Here is a 3,508-nt window from a genome sequence, read left to right as displayed (position 1 = left end):
GCGGGCGCCGCCGGCCGATCCGGCGGAACCGACGTGGCCGGTCCGGCCGGCGACGCGGCCGGCGCACTGCTCCCGTCGGGTTCATCGGCGCCACCGAGGGCGCCTGGACCAGCGGGAACGGGGTGATCGGCGGGTCCGGCCCGGCCGGTGAGATCGGTGAGATCGGCGGGCCGGACCGTTCCCGGCAACGGCGGCAGCGGCCAGACCGCGTCCGTGTACAGGGTCACGGGCTCCTCGGCGAGCAGCGCCGTGCCCACGGTGGCGAGCCGTGATCCGGGCTCGACGCGCAGGCCGATGTCGGCGCCGAAGGAGTCGAGGGCGGGGACCGCGGCGGCGTCACTGGCGGTGGTCACGACGGCGGTCGCGCCGAGCGTGGCGGCGACCCGTTCGGCAAGGTCGTTGGCTCCGCCGGCGTGCCCGCCGACGAGGGCGACCGCCCACCGGCGCGCCTCGTCCACGCAGACCACCCCCGGGTCGCTGTCCTTGCCGGTGAGCAGGCCGCCGGCGTGCGGGCCGCCGGCCAGCAGCCGGACGGTCGCGCCGGTCGCGAGGAAGCAGACCACCCCGGCGCATTCGGTGACGGCGGCGGTGAGCGCCTCGCGGGCCGTGCCGTCGTAGTGGCGGGCGTCCGGCCAGGCCCGTTGCAGATCCCGGGCGGCCGCGCGGCCGGCGGCGGTCACCGCGACCAGGCCGATGCCCGACCGGCCCGACAGCCTGGCGTCCGTCATCGTGACCATCCGTCATCATGATTGTTCATTGCGATGCGCACCGACGCGTTCTCCCCAGCGGACGGCCGTTCCTGTCGATTGCTGCCAGCCGTACGGCCTCACCCGGGACGGTTTCGTGGCGGTCTGCGCGGGACACCCCAATGAAGATGATCATGCTGGCCCGGTTCCGCGGGCATCCGTCGGTGAGTCGGATGAGGGCCAGTCACGGGCAGGAATGTCACGGACAGAGGAGGGCCGGGAGTCGCCCAGGGTCGTCCGCAGCGTGGTGCGAGCGGCCCGGTCGGCCCGGCGGAACCCGTGGAAGTGGCCGGGGTGGTACAGGTGTGAGCGGGTCCCGCCGGCGGCGAGGGCGGGGCCGACCAGCACCAGCGTGTGCTTCCACAGCTTGTGCTCACGGATCGTGGCGGCAAGGTCGGCGAGTGCGCATCGCACAATCAGCTCGTCCGGCCAGCTCACCCGGTAGGCGACCACGCAGGGTGTCTCCGGTGGGTAGCCGCCGGCGGTGAGCTCGGCCTGCAACTGGCCGGAGCGGGCCGCCGAGAGGAACAGCGCCATGGTCGTGCCGTGCGCGGCGAACCGGGCCACCTCCTCCCCGGGCGGCATCGGGGTCTTCCCGCCGGCAAGCCGGGTCAGGATCACCGACTGGGCCACCTGCGGGACGGTCAGCTCGCGCCCGACGGCCGCGGCGGCCGCGGTGAAGCTGCTGACCCCGGGGACGATGTCGGTGGCCAGCCCCAGTTCGGCGCAGATCTCCAACTGTTCCTGCAGCGCCCCCCACAGCGCCGGGTCACCGGAGTGGATGCGGGCCACCGCGAGCCCGCTGCCCGCGGCCCGCCGGTAGATCTCGTGTACGCCTTCCAGCGGCAGCCCGGCCGAGTCGACGATCTCGGCGTCGCTGCGGGCATGGGTGAGCACGTCCGGGTGCACCAGCGAGGACGCCCAGATGACCACGTCCGCCTCGCCGATCGCCCGGACGGCGCGCAGGGTGAGCAGGTCCGCGGCCCCGGGGCCGGCTCCGACGAACGTGACCCGCCCGGGCGGGCGGGCGGTCATGCCGGCCACTGCCGGCGCCGCGTCGAGATCACCGTGGACAGGTAGGGGCCAGGCTGGTCGCGGGGCAGGTCGGCGGCGAGGCGGATGTCCTCCTCGGGCAGGCCCGTGCAGGCGCCGTAGATGGCCGCGCCGTGCGTGCCGGCCAGCCGGTCGGCCTCGGCCAGCACGTCGAGGACCTGCGGCAACGCGCGCCCGCCCTTGTAGGCGATCACGGTGTCGTGGTTGGCCACCGCCCGGCGGTAGGCGTCCACCCCGGCGGTCAGCGGCAGCAGCGCCACGGTCTCGGTGCCCACTGCCAGCACCGTGCCGGAGCGGGCGGCAAGATCCTGCATGGCCATGATGCCGGGGACGGTCTCGATGGTGACCTCCGGTAACAGTGCCCGGACCCGGGCTGCCAGCGTGGTGAAGGTCGAGTAGACGTTCGGATCACCGATCGTCGCGAACGCCACACTGCCCGTGGGATGCTCGCGCAGGGCCTGGCTGACGGTGACCGCCGGGGCGTCGTAGTCGGCGTCGCCGGTCATCCGGAACGCCACCTGGCGGATCCGGTCGTGGGTGACGTGCGCGCGCACGGTCGCCTCGGCCCGGCCCGGCGGCGGTAGCCCCTCGCTGACCGGGACGAACACGACGTCGGCCCGCTCCAGCGTCCGTACGGCCCGGACCGTCACCAGATCCGGGTCACCGGGGCCGACACCGACGCCGACCAGCCGGCCGCGGACCGGCACGGTGCCGCCGCCCTCACCGCCCTCGGTCTCCTCACCGTCCTCGACGTTCCCGCCGCTCATCGCGCTCCTCCCGCGGGCCGTCCCGCGCTGGGAGCGGCGGCGGCTGCCGCGNGGCGGCTGCCGCGGGAGCCGAAACATCTGCCGCGGACGGTCCGGGCGATCTTGCTCCGCGGGCCGTGGCGACGAACCGGCGGGCCGCCCCGGGCACGCCGGCCCAGTGCAGGTGCAGGTAGGAGGCGTGCACGTTGCCGTGTACGAAACCCTCCGTCCGGTCGTCGACCCGCCAGGCCGACCGGGGCACGTCCCCGGCGGGAACGGTGGCGGCGGTGACGACCGACGTGTGGTGGAACTCGTGCGCGGTCACCCCGGTACCGGCGGTGACGACCGGGTTGTCGCAGACAGCTACCGCCTGGCGGTAACCGAGAGTGAGACGTGGCCCCATCGCCGTGTCCGCGTCGAGGATCCCGCACATGGGATGCCCGTCGAGGGAGCGGGCCAGGTAGAGCAGGCCGGCACACTCGGCGACGATCGGCGCACCCCGGCGCGCCAGCGCGACCACCTCGGCCCGCAGCGGTGCGTTGGCCGCGAGCGCGGCGGCGTGCTCCTCGGGGAACCCGCCGCCGATCACCAGCCCGTCGGTGCCGTCCGGAAGTTTTTCGTCACGCAGCGGGTCGACGGTGACGACCTCGGCCCCGGCGGCGCGCAGCAGCTCGACCTGCTCGGCATAACCGAACGTGAACGCGGACCCGCCCGCGACAGCGATCCGCACCGGCCGCCGGCTGGCGGGCCCGCTGCGCCTGGCCGTCGCCTCGGCCACGGACGCTGCCCGCGCGGACGCCTGGCCGGACGCCGTAGCGGCAGCCTCGGCCACGGCGTCCGACGGCGTCCAGGGGCGGACGTCCAGCGGCGGGGCCGAGCGGGCCAGCTCGAGCACGGCGTCGAGATCGCAGGAGGCGGCGACCAGCGCCCCCAGCGCCCGGACCGCCTCGGCCGCGGCCGGCG

The 3,508-nt window shown here is 75.3% G+C and carries 4 protein-coding genes; all 4 read right to left on the bottom strand.

The window, feature by feature from the left end; translation table 11 throughout:
• Positions 1-728, bottom strand: a 728-nt coding sequence (locus tag FrCorBMG51_RS32150; protein WP_047225072.1) for a cobalamin biosynthesis central domain-containing protein, incomplete at its 3' end; no start/stop codon positions are given.
• Between the two features lie 150 nt (positions 729-878).
• A complete protein-coding gene (gene cobM, locus FrCorBMG51_RS22765; protein WP_047225063.1) occupies positions 879-1,781 on the bottom strand; it encodes a precorrin-4 C(11)-methyltransferase in 903 nt (300 codons plus the stop codon).
• The gene (gene cobI / locus FrCorBMG51_RS22760; RefSeq protein ID WP_083731038.1) at positions 1,778-2,566 is read right to left on the bottom strand and encodes a precorrin-2 C(20)-methyltransferase; all 789 of its coding nucleotides are present in this window, start codon (positions 2,564-2,566) and stop codon (positions 1,778-1,780) included. Before cobI ends, cobM begins: the two co-directional genes overlap by 4 nt.
• Positions 2,538-3,275 carry a hypothetical protein gene (locus FrCorBMG51_RS32145; protein ID WP_476742237.1) on the bottom strand — a complete coding sequence of 246 codons (738 nt, stop codon included), beginning with the start codon at positions 3,273-3,275 and terminating at the stop codon, positions 2,538-2,540. The genes cobI and FrCorBMG51_RS32145 overlap by 29 nt, the downstream gene beginning before the upstream one ends.
• Positions 3,276-3,508 lie beyond the last annotated feature (233 nt).

The organism is Protofrankia coriariae (assembly GCF_001017755.1).
Taxonomy (GTDB): Bacteria; Actinomycetota; Actinomycetes; order Frankiales; family Frankiaceae; genus Protofrankia; species Protofrankia coriariae.
This window is presented reverse-complemented; position numbering and strand designations above follow the sequence as displayed.

What these genes read in the sequence shown, in the direction of transcription:
- cobI (WP_083731038.1), bottom strand. Translation starts at nt 2,566, where the DNA reads ATGAGCGGCGGGAACGTCGAGGACGGTGAGGAGACCGAGGGCGGTGAG.
- cobM (WP_047225063.1), bottom strand. Translation starts at nt 1,781, where the DNA reads ATGACCGCCCGCCCGCCCGGGCGGGTCACGTTCGTCGGAGCCGGCCCC.